Origin of the sequence: Phenylobacterium koreense (assembly GCF_040545335.1) — a bacterium.
GTDB lineage: Bacteria > Pseudomonadota > Alphaproteobacteria > Caulobacterales > Caulobacteraceae > Phenylobacterium > Phenylobacterium koreense.
The window spans coordinates 320,878-335,889 of record NZ_JBEPLU010000002.1; the positions used below are offsets into that span (position 1 = coordinate 320,878).

14 protein-coding genes are annotated in these 15,012 nt (G+C 68.1%); 9 read left to right on the top strand and 5 right to left on the bottom strand.

Translation table 11 applies throughout. The annotated features are described in order from the left end of the window. Window positions 1-36: 36 nt before the first annotated feature. Window positions 37-1,677, bottom strand: a complete 1,641-nt coding sequence (locus tag ABID41_RS13355; RefSeq protein WP_354297842.1) for a CTP synthase — start codon at window positions 1,675-1,677, stop codon at window positions 37-39. 155 nt (window positions 1,678-1,832) lie between these two features. Next, window positions 1,833-2,291: a preprotein translocase subunit SecG gene (secG, locus tag ABID41_RS13360; protein WP_354297843.1), complete on the bottom strand. Its 459-nt coding sequence runs from the start codon at window positions 2,289-2,291 to the stop codon at window positions 1,833-1,835. A 110-nt stretch (window positions 2,292-2,401) separates the two neighbouring features. Here secG and ABID41_RS13365 point away from each other — a divergent pair, with 110 nt between their 5' ends. Continuing rightward, window positions 2,402-2,917, top strand: a complete 516-nt coding sequence (locus tag ABID41_RS13365; protein WP_331932852.1) for a GNAT family N-acetyltransferase — start codon at window positions 2,402-2,404, stop codon at window positions 2,915-2,917. A 32-nt stretch (window positions 2,918-2,949) separates the two neighbouring features. Next, window positions 2,950-3,366, top strand: coding sequence for a VOC family protein (locus ABID41_RS13370; RefSeq protein WP_354297844.1), 417 nt, complete (start codon window positions 2,950-2,952; stop codon window positions 3,364-3,366). Between the two features lie 84 nt (window positions 3,367-3,450). Here the strand turns inward: ABID41_RS13370 and tpiA are convergent, their stop codons facing one another. After that, complete coding sequence (gene tpiA / locus ABID41_RS13375; protein WP_354297845.1) at window positions 3,451-4,194, bottom strand: triose-phosphate isomerase; 744 nt, start codon at window positions 4,192-4,194, stop codon at window positions 3,451-3,453. 135 nt (window positions 4,195-4,329) lie between these two features. Between tpiA and ABID41_RS13380 the strand changes: the two genes are divergently transcribed. Then, window positions 4,330-6,270, top strand: coding sequence for a peptidylprolyl isomerase (locus ABID41_RS13380; protein ID WP_354297846.1), 1,941 nt, complete (start codon window positions 4,330-4,332; stop codon window positions 6,268-6,270). Next, the gene (gene trpE, locus ABID41_RS13385; RefSeq protein WP_354297847.1) at window positions 6,267-7,799 is read left to right on the top strand and encodes an anthranilate synthase component I; all 1,533 of its coding nucleotides are present in this window, start codon (window positions 6,267-6,269) and stop codon (window positions 7,797-7,799) included. The genes ABID41_RS13380 and trpE overlap by 4 nt, the downstream gene beginning before the upstream one ends. A 108-nt stretch (window positions 7,800-7,907) precedes the next feature. On the opposite strand, the gene ABID41_RS13390 is transcribed toward trpE, so the two are convergent. Next, window positions 7,908-8,108 (bottom strand): hypothetical protein, encoded by a 201-nt coding sequence (locus ABID41_RS13390; protein WP_354297848.1) that lies wholly within the window; start codon window positions 8,106-8,108, stop codon window positions 7,908-7,910. A gap of 74 nt (window positions 8,109-8,182) precedes the next feature. Here ABID41_RS13390 and ABID41_RS13395 point away from each other — a divergent pair, with 74 nt between their 5' ends. The 4 genes from ABID41_RS13395 to lexA all read left to right on the top strand — a co-directional run bounded on the left by ABID41_RS13395 (window position 8,183) and on the right by lexA (window position 11,397). Beyond that, window positions 8,183-8,773 carry an anthranilate synthase component II gene (locus ABID41_RS13395; protein ID WP_331932846.1) on the top strand — a complete coding sequence of 197 codons (591 nt, stop codon included), beginning with the start codon at window positions 8,183-8,185 and terminating at the stop codon, window positions 8,771-8,773. 2 nt (window positions 8,774-8,775) lie between these two features. Further along, complete coding sequence (gene trpD, locus ABID41_RS13400) at window positions 8,776-9,786, top strand: anthranilate phosphoribosyltransferase (RefSeq protein WP_354297849.1); 1,011 nt, start codon at window positions 8,776-8,778, stop codon at window positions 9,784-9,786. Beyond that, window positions 9,783-10,571 carry an indole-3-glycerol phosphate synthase TrpC gene (gene trpC, locus ABID41_RS13405; RefSeq protein ID WP_354297850.1) on the top strand — a complete coding sequence of 263 codons (789 nt, stop codon included), beginning with the start codon at window positions 9,783-9,785 and terminating at the stop codon, window positions 10,569-10,571. The genes trpD and trpC overlap by 4 nt, the downstream gene beginning before the upstream one ends. 133 nt (window positions 10,572-10,704) lie before the next feature. After that, window positions 10,705-11,397 carry a transcriptional repressor LexA gene (gene lexA / locus ABID41_RS13410; protein ID WP_331932843.1) on the top strand — a complete coding sequence of 231 codons (693 nt, stop codon included), beginning with the start codon at window positions 10,705-10,707 and terminating at the stop codon, window positions 11,395-11,397. Here lexA and ABID41_RS13415 read toward each other — a convergent pair. Further along, the gene (locus ABID41_RS13415; RefSeq protein ID WP_354297851.1) at window positions 11,378-13,444 is read right to left on the bottom strand and encodes a ComEC/Rec2 family competence protein; all 2,067 of its coding nucleotides are present in this window, start codon (window positions 13,442-13,444) and stop codon (window positions 11,378-11,380) included. The genes lexA and ABID41_RS13415 overlap by 20 nt on opposite strands. A 121-nt stretch (window positions 13,445-13,565) precedes the next feature. Here ABID41_RS13415 and gltX point away from each other — a divergent pair, with 121 nt between their 5' ends. Beyond that, window positions 13,566-14,975, top strand: a complete 1,410-nt coding sequence (gltX, locus tag ABID41_RS13420; RefSeq protein WP_331931602.1) for a glutamate--tRNA ligase — start codon at window positions 13,566-13,568, stop codon at window positions 14,973-14,975. Window positions 14,976-15,012 lie beyond the last annotated feature (37 nt).

The window sequence follows — 15,012 nt, forward strand, 5'->3', positions numbered from 1 at the left end:
GACCGAGGTTCGCGACCACGTCCTATGTAAGGAGCGTCAGACCAGCCGACTGCGTTCCTTCGCGGCCCCGATGAAGCCGGTGAACAAGGGGTGTGGGTCGAAGGGGCGGCTCTTCAGTTCCGGGTGGAACTGGACGCCCACGAACCACGGGTGATCGCCCCGCTCGCAGATCTCCGGCAGCACGCCGTCCGGCGAGAGGCCGGAGAAGGCCAGGCCGGTTCCCTCGATCGCCTCGCGATAGGTGATGTTCACCTCGTAGCGGTGGCGATGGCGCTCGCTGATCGTGGTCGCGCCATAGATCTCCGAGACCTTGGAGCCCGGCGTCAGCACCGCCTCGTAGGCCCCTAGGCGCATGGTGCCGCCGAGATCGTCCCCTTCCCGGCGCATCTCGCGCTGGTTGCCGCGCACCCACTCGGTCATCAGGCCGACGATCGGTTCCGAGGTCGGGCCGAACTCGGTCGAGGACGCGTGCTTGATGCCGGCGAGGTTCCGGGCCGCCTCGATCATCGCCATCTGCATGCCGAAGCAGATGCCGAAATAGGGAATCTCGTGCTCGCGGGCGAACTGGACCGCCCGGATCATGCCTTCCGAGCCGCGCTCGCCGAAGGCGCCGGGCACCAGCACGCCGTGCACGCCGGTCAGCCGCTCGGAGATCAGCCCCTGCTCGCGCTCGAAGGCCTCGCCCTCGATCCAGTCGAAGCGGACGCGGACATTGTTGGCGACTCCGCCGTGCACCAGGGCTTCGACCAGCGACTTATAGGCGTCGGTCAGGCCGGTGTACTTGCCGACGATGGCGATGTTCACCTCGCCGTCCGGATTGGTCAGGGTGTTCGAGATCGACTGCCAGCGCGAGAGGTCCGGGGCGGGCGCGGTGTCCAGCAGGCCAAAGACCGAGAGCACTTCGCGGTCCAGCCCCTGGGCGTGGTAGTCGAGCGGCACGTGATAGATGTTCGGCGAGTCCATCGCCTGGATCACGGCGCTTTCCCGCACATTGCAGAACTGCCCGATCTTGCGGCGCTCGCTCGCCGGAATCGGCTGCTCGCAGCGGCAGAGCAGGATGTCGGGCTGGATGCCGATCGACCGCAACTCCTTCACGGAGTGCTGGGTCGGCTTGGTCTTCATCTCGCCCGCCGTCTTGATGTACGGCAGCAGCGTCAGATGGATGTAGCAGGCGTGGCCACGCGGCAGTTCCTGCCCCAGTTGGCGGATCGCCTCGAAGAACGGCAGACCCTCGATGTCGCCGACCGTGCCGCCGATCTCCACCAGGACGAAATCGACGCCCTCGCCCGGATCGGAGAGCACGAAGTTACGGATCTCGTCGGTGACGTGAGGGATCACCTGGACCGTCGCGCCGAGATAGTCGCCGCGGCGCTCCTTCTCGATGATGGTCTTGTAGATCTGGCCGGTGGTGATGTTGTCCGCCTTGGTGGCGTTCACCCCGGTGAACCGCTCGTAGTGCCCCAGGTCGAGATCCGTCTCGGCGCCGTCGTCGGTCACGAAGACCTCGCCGTGCTGATAGGGGCTCATCGTGCCCGGATCGACGTTGAGATAGGGGTCCAGCTTGCGAAGGCGGACCTTGTAGCCGCGAGCCTGCAGGAGCGCGCCAAGGGCGGCGGACGCGAGACCTTTTCCCAAAGAGGAAACCACGCCGCCGGTGATGAAGATGTACCGGGCCATGGGCGTTCAGAGTACCAGTGATTCGGACAGAAAGCTCTGCGACGTATCGCCGAAGCTTGTGGATTGAAGCCGTTGTTCAGCTTTCGGAACGGCGCACAAACGCCAAACGAGCCGCCGAAGCGGCTTTTGGTCGAGATTCACGATCACTCTGGGGCTTAGGGGTTGGACGGCGCGGTCGGGGCGGGCGCGGTCTGGCCGGGCGCCGGCGCGGGCTGGGCTGCGCCGGTGAAGGGATTGCGGACCTGCGGGGTCGGGGCGGTCAGCGGCGCGGGAGCGTCGCTGGGGCTGGTCGGCGCCGGGGCGGCTGGAGCCGGAGCTGCGGGCTGGTTCAGCTTGCCCATGTCGATGCCCTGGACCTTGATCCGGTCGACGACCGACGATGAGCCGCGCTGCTGGCCGGCCAGCATGGTCAGCACCAGGCTGAGCACGAAGAAGATCGAACCGAGGATCCAGGTGGTGCGGGTCAGGAGGTCCCCTGCCCCACGCGCCGTCATGAAGCCGGCGTTGCCGCCGCCCATGCCAAGCGCGCCGCCTTCGGAGCGCTGCAGCAGGACCACCGCGATCAGCGCGATGCAGACGAGGACGTGAACCGTGAGCAGAATGCCGAGCAGCATGACCTATCCAATGCCTCCGGCCGGAAACCCGCGCCGAAATGAAGCGCGCGCTCTACCACTAGGCGGCGCATAAGGCCATAGCTAGGGCGTCGCATCGGGCAGGCAAGTCCATGATACTCGAAACCGAACGTCTCCGCCTGCGTCCCTTGGAGGCCGCCGACGCTCAATGGCTGTTCCCGATCCTCAACGATCCGGAGGTGATGGCGCACTGGGACGTCCCGGAAATCGACGATCCCGACCTGGTGCGCGCCATCGTCGAGGGCCAGGTGGCGGCGGTGGAGGCCGGGCGCGCCTTTCACTGGACCATCCGCGCCCTCGAGGACGACCAGGTGATCGGCGCCTGCGATCTCTCGGACATCGACTGGTGGCACAAGCGCGGGGAAATCGGGTTTCTGCTCGGACGCGGCGCCTGGGGCAATGGCTACGCCCTGGAGGCCATGCGGGCGGTCATCTCCTTCGCTGCGGCGAAGGGCGTGCGGCGGCTGGCGGCCCGCACCCACCTTGGGAACAAGCGCTCCGACTCGGTTCTGGAGAAGCTGGGGTTCGAACAGGAAGGCCTGCTGCGCGGCCATGTGCTGCGCGACGGCGAACACCGCGACTGCCGGCTTTTCGGCCTGCTGCTCTAGCCGCCGGGGACTGCCGATCCTAGCTGATCGATATGACCCACCCGATCCGCCCCGCCGGTTTCGACCACATCGTCCTTCGCGTCGTCGACAAGGACGCGATGATCGCCTTCTATCGCGACGTCCTGGGCTGTGAGGTCAACTGGGACCGGCCCGAACTTGGCCTCACGCATATTCGAGCCGGCGCTTCACTCATCGATCTGGTGACCGTGGACGGGAAGCTCGGCGCCGTCGGCGGGGCTGCTCCCGGCAAGGAGGGGCGCAATCTCGACCACTTCGCCCTCGCTATCCGGCCATTCGACGAGCCGGCCATCCGCGCGCACCTGGCCGCACACGGCATCCGGATCGCCGATGAAGGCCCCCGCTACGGCGCCGAGGGCGAAGGTCCGTCCATCTATGTGCTCGATCCCGAAGGCAACACGGTCGAGCTGAAGGGGCCCTCGGAGGGCTGACCCGTCGGCTAGGGGCCACGCCGCTCCGACCACTGTGTCATACCGGTTTGCGAAGCGAGACCGGGACCCATAAGCGCCCAGGATCTAGAGTGCGTTGATGATTCCCAGGAAGTCCTCGGCCTTCAGGGAGGCGCCGCCGACCAGGGCGCCGCCGACTTCGGCCGCATGGAGGATTTCGGCCGCGTTCGAGGGTTTCACCGAGCCGCCGTAGAGAATCGGCGCGGTCTTGCCGTGTTCGCCGAAGCGCTCGACCAGAGTCGCGCGGATGGCGATGTGGATCTCTTCGATCTCGGGGGTGGTGGGCGTCAGGCCGGTGCCGATGGCCCAGACCGGCTCATACGCCACCGAGAACGCCTTGCCGGCCAGCTCGGCAGGCAGCGAGCCCTTCACCTGGGCGGTGACGACCTCGATGGCGCGCTCGGCCTTGCGCTCGTCCAGGGTTTCGCCGACGCAGATGATCGGTTCCAGGCCCGCACGCAGGGCCGCGCCGACCTTCGCCGCCACGACCGCGTCGGTTTCGCCGTAGCCGGCGCGGCGCTCGGAGTGGCCCAGGATCACCAGGCTGGCGCCGGCGTCAGCAAGCATCTCGGCGGCGACGTCGCCCGTGAAGGCGCCGGAAACCTCGGCGCGGCAGTCCTGGCCGCCGACCGCGACCTTGGTGTTCTTAAGAGCCGCGGCGGCGCGCTCGACCAGCGTCGCCGGCGGGCAGATCGCCACCCGGGCCTTGGACGCTCCGATCCCCGCCGCGACGGCCTGCGCCTCGGACAGGCCTGAAGCCAGTCCGTTCATCTTCCAATTGCCGGCGATCAAAGGGGTCGGTGACGTCATGTCCTGCCTCGTGTTTGATGGGTCGCAGCGGCGTTAAGCCAAGCGGCTTGTTCTGTCACGCGCTTGCGGGGGGGAAGCCGCCTCAACTATACCCGCCGTTCCACGTTCGCGCCGAAAGGGCTCCCGGTAGGTCAAATGCTGTCCGCCACACGCAACTTCGCCAAATCCTGGGTCGCCGCGGTTCTGATCGGCCTCCTGGTCGTCAGCTTCGCGATCTTCGGCGTCAATGACGCGTTCAAGGGCAACTACACCAACGATGTGGTCCGTGCGGGCTCGCGTCGGGTGTCCGGCCCCGTCTTCCGCCAGGAGTTCGACAACTTCCGCAAGAACGCCGAGGAGCAGGCCAAGCGTCCGGTGAGCATCGAGGAGGCCGTCCAGGCCGGGCTCGACCGCCGCCTCCTGGAAGAGATCGCCACCCGCGAATCCTTTGGCGAAATGCTGAGCCGCATCGGGATTCGGCCTTCCGACCGGCTGATGGAAGCCGAGCTGCGGAAGATTCCCGCCTTCTTCAATCCGATCTCCGGCGCATTCGACAGAGAGCTCTATCAGCAGCGGCTGGGCGAGAACGGCTTCACGCCCGCTCGGTTCGAGAACCTGATGCGCGACCAGATCGCCGTGCAGCACGTCGGCACCGCCATGCTCAACGGCCTGAACGTGCCGCGGGCCTATAGCGCGCTCGGCGCCATCTTCGAGCTGGAGGCGCGCGACGTCGGTTACTTCGTGATCGACCCGCGCAGCGTGCAGCCGCCCGCGCAGCCGACCGACGCCCAGCTCACGACGCTGATGAAGGAAAACGCCGACCGGCTGACGCTGCCGGAGTTCCGGGTTCTGACCGTCGTCGCCTTCACGCCCGCCCAGCTTTCCGGCGAGATCCCGGTCGACGAGGCCGAGGTGAAGAAGCGCTTCGACTTCCGCAAGGATACCCTGTCGCGTCCGGAAACCCGCTCGCTGGTCCAGATTCCCGTCAAGGACGCCGCCACCGCCCAGGCCGTCGCCGCGCGCCTGACCAAGGGCGAAGATCCCGCCGCCATCGCCAAGTCGCTTGGCGTCGAGGCGGTGAGCTATGTCGACAAGCCGCAAAGCGCCGTCTCCGACAAACGCGTCGGCGTCGCGGCCTTCGCCCTGCAGGCCGGCCAGGTCTCCTCGGCGATCCAGGGCGACCTGGGCATGGCGGTGGTCAAGGTGACCAAGGTCACTCCCGGCCAGGCCGTCACCCTCGAACAGGTCCGGCCGCAGATCGAGGCCGAGGTTCGCAAGGACGCCGCGGCCGAGAAGGTCTACGCCCTCACCCAGGCCTATGAGGCCGCCCGCGACGAAGGCGCCAACCTCGTGGACGCCGCCAAGAAGGCCGGCGTGCCGGCGGTGACCATCGGCCCGGTCACCCAGGCGGGCCAGGGCCAGCAGGGCCAGCCCCTGCAGGGCGTCACTCCGAAGATGCTCGAGACCGCCTTCGGCCTGGCCGCTGGCGCCGAGAGCGAGCTGCAGGACGCCGGCGAAGGCTCCTACTTCGCCGTCCGCGTCGATCGGGTGATCCCGAAGGCCCTGCCCCCGCTCGCCGAGGTCAAACCGCAGCTCACCCGGTTCTGGATGATGCGCGAGATGGTCAAGCGGATGCAGGCGCGCGCCGACGAGTTCGCCGCCCGCGTGCGCAAGGGCGAGAGCCTGGAGACCGTCGCAGCCGCCGCCGGCGCCAAGGTCGTCCATGTGACCAACCTCGATCGCCGCACCGCAGCCCAGAGCACCCAGCTTTCCCGCGATGGACTTGGCAAGGCCTTCAGCGCCAAGCCCGGTGACGTGTTCACCGCCGAGCACACCCAGTTCGGCCTGATCGTCGGCAAGCTGGAGGCCGTCCGCGCCCCGACCGGCCCGACCGTCGCCCGCATCACCGAGGAAGTGCGCCCGCAGGTGACCATGGCGCTGTTCCAGGACCTTGGCGTGGCGGCCCGCAAGGCGGCCCGGACCGAAGTCGGCGCGAGAATCTATCCCGACAAGGCGCGTGCGGCCCTCGGCCTGCCGCCCCTGACCAAAGAAGAAAAGGCGCCCGCCACGGCGGGCAAGGCGGAGAAGGCCAAGTGACGATCGACCCTGCGTTTGCGGACTTTGAGGCGAAGTATGCTCAAGGCGCGCCGCAGGTCGTCTGGACCCGCCTGATCGACGATCTGGAGACGCCGGTTTCGGCCTACCTGAAGATCGCCCACGGCCGGCCCTACGCGTTCCTTTTCGAGTCGGTCGAAGGCGGCGCGCACCGCGGACGCTACTCGGTGATCGCCATGAAGCCCGACCTTGTCTGGAGGTGCCGCGGCGACAAGGCGGAAATCGCCGTGGGTCCGGACATCGAGGCCGGCCGATTCCAGTCGCAGGCCGGCAGAGCGCTGGATTCGCTGCGCGACCTCGTCGCCCGCTCGCGGCTGGACCTACCCGAGGGCCTGCCGCCGATGTCGGCCGGCGTGTTCGGCGCGATCGGCTACGACATGATCCGGCTGGTCGAGAAGCTGCCGAACATCAATCCCGATCCGCTGGACCTGCCCGATGGACTGATGATCCGGCCCTCCATGGTCGCGATCTTCGACGCCATCGCCCAGGAGATCATCCTGGTCACGACCGTGCGCCCCTCGGAGATCACCGCCCGCGCGGCCTATGACGACGCTCAGCTTCGCCTTGCCGAGGTGGTCGCCGACCTCAAGACCTCCGCGCCGGCCCTGACCGGAAACGCCGGTCCCGAGCCGGACCGCTTCACCACGCCGGTGAGCCGCGAGGACTATCGCCAGATCGTCGCCCGGGCGAAGGACTACATCCTGGCCGGCGACATCTTCCAGGTGGTGCCGAGCCACCGGTTCCGCGCACCCTTCGAGCGCGACCCGTTCGCGCTCTATCGTTCGCTGCGGCGCATGAACCCTTCGCCGTTCCTGTTCTACCTGAACTTCGGCGACTTCCAGCTCGCCGGCTCCTCGCCGGAGATCCTGGTGCGGCTGCGCGACGGCAAAATCACCATCCGCCCCATCGCCGGCACCCGCCCGCGCGGCGCCACCCCCGAGGAGGACCGCGCGCTGGAGGCCGAGCTGAAGGCCGACCCGAAGGAGCGGGCCGAGCACCTCATGCTGCTGGACCTGGGCCGCAACGACGTCGGCCGAGTGGCCATGCTGAAGAGCGCCGGCGCCAACGAGCCGGCGGCGGCCAGCCGCGCGCCGCGGGTGCGTGTGACCGACTCGTTCTTCGTCGAGCGCTACAGCCACGTCATGCACCTGGTCTCCAACGTCGAGGGCGACGCCCCTGAGGGCCTGGACCCGGTCGACGTGCTGATGGCCGCCCTGCCCGCCGGCACCCTGTCGGGCGCGCCGAAGGTGCGGGCCATGCAGATCATCGACGAGCTGGAGATTGAGAAGCGCGGCATCGCCTATGCCGGCGCGGTCGGCTATTTCGGCGCCGACGGCTCGGTCGACACCTGCATCGTGCTGCGCACCGCCTGCTTCAAGGACGGCCAGATGTACGTCCAGGCCGGCGGCGGCGTGGTGGCCGACTCCGATCCCGACGCCGAGTACGACGAGACCCTGCACAAGGCCCGCGCCCTGCGCCGCGCCGCCGAGGAATCCTGGCGCTTCGTCTAGAGCGCGTTCCGCAAAAGTGGAAACCGGTTTTGCGACTAGAACGCGCTCAAACTTTGAATCTAGAGCACGATTCAACGATCAGATGATTCCGTCTGATCGCATCGTGCTCTAGAGGTCGCGCTGCACCACGTGGGTGGTGGTGACGGGCGGCGCGGTGATCATCGCCGCCGCCAGGGCGAGAGCCGCCAGGGCCGCCGCGGCAGCCGCCGCCAGGGCCGGCCAGGCGCTCTCCCGAGCCACCGGAATCCGCAGCAGCGCACGGGCATAGACCATTCGGTCACGATCGAGGGCGGAATCGCCTGGGGTCATGGCCGCAGCATGTTTCGAACGACCGATCCCCGCAATCGCTTGGCGCGGGAGCGGCTGGAGCCTAGAGGAAGCTCATGATCCTGGTGATCGATAACTACGACAGCTTCACCTACAACCTGGTTCACTATCTGAACGAACTGGGCGCGGAGACGCTCGTCTACCGCAACGACGCCCTCAGCGTGGAGGAGGCCCTGGGCCTCCGACCCGATGGCGTCCTGCTCTCCCCCGGCCCCTGCACCCCCAACGAGGCCGGCATCTGCCTGGACCTTCTGGCGGCCGCGCCGGAGGACCTGCCGATCCTGGGCGTCTGCCTCGGGCACCAGGCGATCGGCCAGGCCTTCGGCGGCGAGGTGGTTCGCGCCAAGACCCTGATGCACGGCAAGACCAGCCTGATCCACCACGAGGGCAAGGGTATCTTCGCCGGCCTGCCGAACCCGTTCACGGCCACCCGCTATCACAGCCTCTCCGTCGAGAAGTCGACACTGCCCGATGTGCTGGAAGTGACCGGCTGGACCGAGGACGGCGAGATCATGGGCTTCAGCCACCGGTCGCGGCCGGTCCATGGCGTGCAGTTCCACCCGGAATCCATCGCCACCGAGGGCGGGCACGCCATGCTCGCCAACTTCCTCAAGCTTACGGGCCTCACCGAGGAGGCTGAGGCCTAGACATGTCCGACGCATTCAAGCCCCTTCTCGGCCGCCTGGCCGATGGCGGAACCCTGACCGAAGAGGACGCCGGCGAGTTCTTCGCCGCCTGCCTGCGCGGCGAGCCGACCCCTGCCCAGATCGCCGCCGCGGTCACCGCCATGCGCATGCGCGGAGAGACGACCGGCGAAATAACCGCCTGCGCCCGCGCCATGCGCAAGGCCGCGATCACCTTGGAGCACGACTTCCAGGTCATGGACGTCTGCGGCACCGGCGGCGATGGCCTGCACACCCTCAATGTCTCGACCGCCGTCGCCTTCGTGGCCGCAGGCGGCGGGCTGAAGGTCGCAAAGCACGGCAACCGAGCGGTTTCCTCGCGCTCGGGCGCCGCCGACGTGCTCGTCGAACTGGGCGTCAACCTCGACGTCAACGCCGACCAGCAGCGCCGGGCGCTGGACGAGGCGAACGTCGCCTTCTTCTTCGCTCCCGCCCACCACAGCGCCATGCGCCACGTGGCGCCGATCCGCACCGATCTCGGCTTCCGGACGATCTTCAACCTGCTCGGCCCGTTGACCAACCCCGCCGGCGCCCAGCGCCAGGTCATGGGCGTCTTCGCCGACCGCTGGGTGGAGCCGCTGGCGCGGGTGCTGGGCGCCCTGGGCGCTGAGCGCGCCTGGGTCGTCCATGGCGGCGGCATGGACGAGATGACCACGACCGGCGAGACCAGCGTGGCCGAATATCGCGATGGCCAAGTCCGCCTCTTCACCATCACGCCGGAAGCGGTCGGCCTTCCCCGCTCGGCCCTGGCCGACATCAGCGGCGGTTCCCCCGCTGACAACGCCAAAGCGCTGCGCGAACTGCTCGACGGCGCCAAGGGCCCTTATCGCGACATCGTCCTCCTGAACGCCGCCGCCGCGTTCCTGGTCGGCGACAAGGTCGAGACCCTGCGCGAAGGCGTCACCCTGGCCGGCGACATCCTCGATGACGGACGCGCCAAGGCCGCCCTCGCCAAGCTGGTCCAGGTGACGGCGTGAGCGACGTGCTTTCGAAGATCGCCGCCTACAAGCGCGAAGAGGTCGCCGCGCGCCGCGCAGCCCGATCCCAGTCCGACATCGACGCCGCCGCCAAGGCCGCCTCGGCGCCTCGCGGCTTCCGTCACGCCCTCGAACGCGCCCATGCGCCGGGCAAGCTCGCCCTGATCGCCGAGATCAAGAAGGCTTCGCCGTCGAAGGGCCTGATCCGCGCCGACTTTGATCCGCCGGCCCTGGCCTGCGCCTACGAGGCCGGCGGCGCGGCCTGCCTCTCGGTACTGACCGACACCCCGAGCTTCCAGGGCGCGGACGCCTTCCTCACCGCTGCGCGCGATGCGGTCTCGATCCCGGCCCTGCGCAAGGAGTTCCTGGTCGATCCGTGGCAAGTGGCCGAATCCCGCGGCTTTGGGGCGGACGCCATCCTGGTGATCCTAGCCATGGTCGATGACGCGCTCGCCGCCGAGTTGATGTCGGAAGCCGCCCGCCTGGGCATGGACGCCTTGGTCGAGGTCCATGACGAGCAGGAGATGGCCCGCGCGGGCCAGCTCGGCGCCACCCTGGTCGGCGTGAACAACCGCGACCTCCGCACCTTCGAGATCGACCTGGCCGTCACCGAGCGCCTGGCGGCGCTGGCGCCCAAGGACGCCCTCCTCGTCACCGAGAGCGGCATCTTCACGGCGGCGGACGTAGCCCGGCTGGAGCAGGTCGGCGCCCGCGCCATGCTGGTCGGCGAAAGCCTGATGCGGCAGGCTGATGTCACGGCGGCGACCCGCGCCCTGCTCGGCTGAGTCGCCTCGGACCTATCGTCAAGCTTCGAAAACCCTAAGCCTTTCAAGGGCTCAGCAGTAACTTGACATTAATGAAGAACACCTAGAGAACATTCCTGACGTTAGCGCTTTGTTCTCCAAGGGCTCGACAGCCATGCTCACCCGTAAACAGCACGAACTTCTCATGTTCATTCATGAGCGGATCAAGGAAACGGGGGTTTCGCCGTCCTTCGACGAAATGAAGGAGGCCCTGGACTTGGCGTCGAAGTCGGGCATCCACCGCCTGATCACTGCGCTCGAGGAACGCGGCTTCCTGCGCCGTCTTCCGCACCGGGCCCGCGCGCTCGAAGTCGTGAAGCTGCCGCAGCAGGCGACGACGACCGCCCCGCCCAAGGGGCGCGCGCCGTTCAAGCCCCAGGTAGTCGAAGGCGGCGACCCGAACGCCCTGCCCATCGCCAACGATACGCGCGAGCTGCCGATCCTCGGCCGCATCGCCGCCGGCACGCCCATCGAAGCCATCCAGCAGGAGCGCGACCGGATTCCGGTCCCAGAGACGATCCTGGGCGCGGGTGAGCATTTCGTCCTCGAGATCCAGGGCGATTCCATGATCAACGCCGGGATCCTTGACGGCGACTATGTGGTCATCCGCAAGACCGACACCGCCAATTCGGGCGACATCGTCGTGGCCCTGGTGATGGGCGAGGAAGCCACCCTGAAGCGCCTGCGCAAGAAAGGCGCTTCGATCGCGCTCGAAGCCTCGAACCCGGCCTATGAGACCCGCATCTTCGGACCGGACCAGGTTCAGGTGCAGGGTCGGCTGGTCGGCCTCATCCGCCGCTACCACTGATCGTCCAGGGTCTTTGGCCGCGCAGGTCCTGGGCCCACACGACCCGCCAGCCGGACGGGCTTCTGTAGAGCTCGGCCGACCCGCCCCTGGCGAAGTCCGCCTCGGTGAGCGTCAGCGCGTTCCTGCAAGGTTCGGCAGATCCACGGACGATAACCACCTCCGCCCATCCGCAAAACAGCGGCTGCTTGGCCGCTATGGTCGAGGCCCGGCGGGTGAAGATCGCCGCGACCTTCGGATCGGCGCTTCCCTGGCGCGGGGCGCAGGACCAGCGATCGCAGTCGAAGGCGACCTCCCGCGCGGCCGAACCCTCCGCCGGCGTCAGGCCGCGCCGCCTGGCCCAAAGCTCGGCGGCGAAGAGCTTGGCGTCGGGGCGCAGCAGCACCGCCTGATCCCCTCGCCTGACGGCTGCGGTCGAACCATCGGCGGCGATCCAAATGTCCGGCGCCGGCGGGCGCGGGCATAGCCATACGCTCAGGGCCAGGGGCAAGCCGAGCCAGCGGAGCGGCCCCCTCCAAAGACACAGCCACAGGATACCGATGAAGGCGGCCGGCAGGGTCCAGGCCGGAGCGCTGGCGAAGATCCGCTGACTTCCGGGCAGATCGGCGATCCACCCGGCGATCATGTTCATGGTGTCGATGGCTAGGCCCGCCGCCGACAGGAATGGTCCGCCCAGGCCAAAAGGCGTCAAGGCGGCGCCGATCGCCAGGCCCGGCATCATCAGAAAGGAGCTGATCGGCGCGGTCAGCAGATTGGCGGCCAGGCCGAAGGTCGAAACCCGGTTGAAGTGCTGCATGGCGAACGGGCCGGTCGCCAGCCCGGCCACGAAGCTGGCTCCGATGCTGGCCGCGGTCCAGACGCCGACCGCCTGGGCCGCGCGGATCGGCCAGGGCGTATTGATCTCCCGCGGCGGCCGCGGCCAGGCCTCGGCCAGGGCGACCAGGGCCGCGGTCGCGGCGAACGACATCTGGAAGCCGGGCTGGATCACCGCCTCGGGCTCGAAGGCGAGGATCACAAGGGCCGCCAGGCCCAAGGTGTGCAGGCTGATCGCGCGCCGATCGGCCAGAATCGCCAGGAAGGCCGCCCCCGCAGTGATGGCCGAGCGCTCGGCGGGACTGGGCGCACCGGAAATCAGCAGATAACTGCCGACCGCCAGCAGGCCGAAGACGGCGGCGACCTTCTTGGAGGACACCCGCAGCGCCATCCACGGCCAGGCGGCGATAAGCAGGCGGACGGCGCCGAACGCAAAGCCGCCGACGATGGCCATATGCAGCCCGGAGATCGAGATGATGTGCGCCAAGCCGGAGGCCCGCAGATCCTCGACCTGCTCCTTGGGCACGAAAGCTTCGTGGCCGGTGATCATCGCCGCGGCCAGCCCTCCGCTTGAGGCGCCCATCTGCTCGACGATTCGCTCGGCCAGCCCCCAGCGCAGCGCGTTCAGCCTCATTTGCAGGGCGAGCCGCGCCGGAGGCGCCGGCCCGTCGATGGGACGGGCCTCGCCAAGCGCGAACCCGACACCGCCGATGCCGTCGAAAAATGCGTCCCGCGCGAAATCGTAGGACCCCGGGCTCGCCGGCGGTGGCGGAGCGTTGACCATACCGCGCACTCGGATGGCATCCCCCGGCCTCGGCAACCAGTCGCCCTCCCCAAGGGTGATCCGCACCCGGATCGGCGTCTCCTGCGGCGCAAGGCCGCTGATCCGGATCGGCGCCATCAGCAGGCGCAGCCCGCCCTGGCCGGGATTGGTGATGTCGACCACAAAGCCGTCGATGGTCCGCATGCCGCCGCCGGCCGGCGCGATCGGGGCGCGGACCGTCTGGGTCCTAAGCTTGGCCGCGGCAAATCCGCCCAGCAGGAAGGCGGCAAGCGTCAGGCCGATAACCGCGCCTCGGGGCAGCCCGAGACGCCCGACCGACAGGATGAGGGCAAAGGCCAGGGCCAGCGTGCCCAAAGCCACGGCGGAGATGGGCTCGGCCGGCAACGCCAGATAAATCCCCGCACCTCCGCCGAAGGCGATAGGGGTCCACAGACGCCAGCGATCCGATTGCACGGAGGCTTGATCAAAGAGCCATGTTGCGATGCGGCGATTTGTGGGACGCCCGGCTTCGACCGTGCTAATAGGCGCCGCGCGCAGCTCAGACGCGCCTGCTGAAGTAACAGTCTCCAACTCGATGCCCGACCGCCCCGTCGTCACCCGGATCGCCCCCTCGCCCACCGGCTCCATGCACATTGGCACGGCCCGGACGGCGCTTTTCAACTGGCTTTACGCAAGACATACCGGCGGAAAGTTCCTGCTTCGTATCGAAGACACCGACCGCGAGCGTTCCACCGAGGCGGCCGTGCAGGTGATCTTCGACGGTCTCGACTGGCTGGGGCTGAAGCCGGACGCCGAGCCGGTGTTCCAGTTCGCGCGCGCCGACCGCCACCGTGAGGTGGTCGAGCAGATGCTCGAACGCGGCACCGCCTATCGCTGCTACATGACGCCGGACGAGCTGGAAATCGAACGCGAAGCGGCGCGTGCCGAAGGCCGGGTGATCCGTTCGCCTTGGCGAGATCGCGGCGCCGGCAACTATGACGACCGCCAGTCCTACGTCGTGCGCCTGAAGAGCCCGCTCGAAGGCGAGACGATTGTCAACGACCAGGTGAAAGGCGAGGTCCGATTCCAGAACAAGACCCTGGACGATCTCATCCTGCTGCGCTCCGACGGCACCCCGACCTACAACCTCGCGGTCGTCGTGGACGACAACGACATGGGCATCACGCACGTCATCCGGGGTGACGACCACCTGAACAACGCCGCCCGCCAGACCCTCATCTATCAGGCCATGAGCTGGGAGGTTCCGGTCTGGGCTCACCTGCCGCTGATCCACGGACCGGACGGGACCAAGCTCTCCAAGCGCCACGGCGCGCAGGCGGTCAGCGAATTCGACGACATGGGCTATCTGCCCGAAGCCATGCGCAACTACCTGGCCAAGCTGGGCTGGGGACATGGCGACGACGAGATCTTCTCCGACGAGCAGGCCATCTCCTGGTTCGACGTCAAGGACGTGGTCGGCGCCCCCGCCCGCCTCGACTGGGATAAGCTCAACCACCTGAACAACCACTATATCCGCCAGGCCGCCCCCGTCCGCCTGGCCCGGTTGGTGGCCAAGGTCCACAAGAGCCGCGACTTCCACCTGCACGACGGCGACGAAGCGATCATTGAACGCACCGTTCCTCTGGTGCGCGACGGCGCCAAGACGCTTCTGGAACTCGCCGACGCCACCGTCTTCGCCCTCAAGCGCCGGCCGCTGGAGCTACCTGAAAAGATCAGAGGCATGCTCAACGAGGAGACCTCCGCGCGCCTGCGCCGGCTGAGAACGGCGCTGGATTCGCAACCGAACTGGGACGTCCCGACGCTCGAAAAGGCCATCCGCGGCTTCGCCGAAAGCGAGGGCGTCGGGCTTGGAAAGATCGGTCCGGCCTTACGCGGCGTGATCTCCGGCGGCTCGCCGGCTCCGGACCTCGCCGGAGCCCTTGTGAGCCTTGGGAAACAGGAAAGTTTAGGGCGCCTCGACGACGCGCTTTCACAGCCCGCATAAGGCGCTATAAGGCCTCAATTTCGGGCGTTTTTAACTT

Coding starts and splice junctions, on each gene's coding strand:
- ABID41_RS13355 (WP_354297842.1), bottom strand. CDS start 1,677: ATGGCCCGGTACATCTTCATCACCGGCGGCGTGGTTTCCTCTTTGGGA.
- secG (WP_354297843.1), bottom strand. CDS start 2,291: ATGCTGCTCGGCATTCTGCTCACGGTTCACGTCCTCGTCTGCATCGCG.
- ABID41_RS13365 (WP_331932852.1), top strand. CDS start 2,402: ATGATACTCGAAACCGAACGTCTCCGCCTGCGTCCCTTGGAGGCCGCC.
- ABID41_RS13370 (WP_354297844.1), top strand. CDS start 2,950: ATGACCCACCCGATCCGCCCCGCCGGTTTCGACCACATCGTCCTTCGC.
- tpiA (WP_354297845.1), bottom strand. CDS start 4,194: ATGACGTCACCGACCCCTTTGATCGCCGGCAATTGGAAGATGAACGGA.
- ABID41_RS13380 (WP_354297846.1), top strand. CDS start 4,330: ATGCTGTCCGCCACACGCAACTTCGCCAAATCCTGGGTCGCCGCGGTT.
- ABID41_RS13390 (WP_354297848.1), bottom strand. CDS start 8,108: ATGACCCCAGGCGATTCCGCCCTCGATCGTGACCGAATGGTCTATGCC.
- ABID41_RS13395 (WP_331932846.1), top strand. CDS start 8,183: ATGATCCTGGTGATCGATAACTACGACAGCTTCACCTACAACCTGGTT.
- trpD (WP_354297849.1), top strand. CDS start 8,776: ATGTCCGACGCATTCAAGCCCCTTCTCGGCCGCCTGGCCGATGGCGGA.
- lexA (WP_331932843.1), top strand. CDS start 10,705: ATGCTCACCCGTAAACAGCACGAACTTCTCATGTTCATTCATGAGCGG.
- gltX (WP_331931602.1), top strand. CDS start 13,566: ATGCCCGACCGCCCCGTCGTCACCCGGATCGCCCCCTCGCCCACCGGC.